Below are 716 nucleotides of genomic sequence, written 5' to 3'. Positions count from 1 at the left end.
GAGGCTGTCCCATAAGTCGGTGAAACCGACTTATGGGCAGCCCTTTCTTTTTTGAGTATACAAAAAAATCGCCCATCCATTATAATTGTAAGTAACCACACAAACAAAAATAGGAGGCGATTTTTTTATGAGTAACAATTCAGCTACTTTCATTCATTATAACATGGGTCAATTAATTCTACCAATGGATTATAGCGATTTAATCCCAGAAGATCATGTGGTAAGAGTAATCCATGACATGGTGGAACAAGTAAGTGATGGTTTATTCTTCTCTCGTTATCAAGGTGGTGGTCGTAGCTCTTACCATCCAAAAATGATGACGAAAGTAATCCTCTACGCGTATACCCAAAAAATTTATTCTTGTCGTGATATAGCCAAAGCATTACGAGAACATCTACCAATGATGTGGCTATCTGGGCAACAAACGCCTGATTTTCGGACAATCAATCGTTTCCGGTCCGAAAGAATGCAGGACATGATTGAACCACTTTTCACAGAATTAATTCAACTATTACTGAATCAAAACTACATATCTATGGAAAATTACTTTTTGGATGGTACAAAAATTGAAGCAAATGCCAATAAGTATTCTTTCGTATGGAAAAAAGCGACGAAAAATTACGAAGATAAACTTCAACAGAACATTCAGCTTATGTTTCAACAAATTCAAGAAGCAATACACCTGGATGAACAACTGCTTGGGATTCCAGAAGAAC

At 36.6% G+C, this 716-nt stretch carries 1 protein-coding gene; it reads left to right on the top strand.

The genetic code is table 11. The features are described 5' to 3' along the window. Nucleotides 1-127 precede the first annotated feature (127 nt). Nucleotides 128-716, top strand: a 589-nt coding sequence (locus tag MR076_RS25945) for a transposase (protein ID WP_242225429.1), incomplete at its 3' end; no start/stop codon positions are given.

The sequence above is a fragment of the Bacillus cereus group sp. BfR-BA-01380 genome (genome assembly GCF_022663535.1).
Lineage (GTDB): Bacteria > Bacillota > Bacilli > Bacillales > Bacillaceae_G > Bacillus_A > Bacillus_A cereus_BB.
Note: the sequence above shows the minus strand (reverse complement) of the source record. Positions and strands in the feature narration are given on the sequence as shown.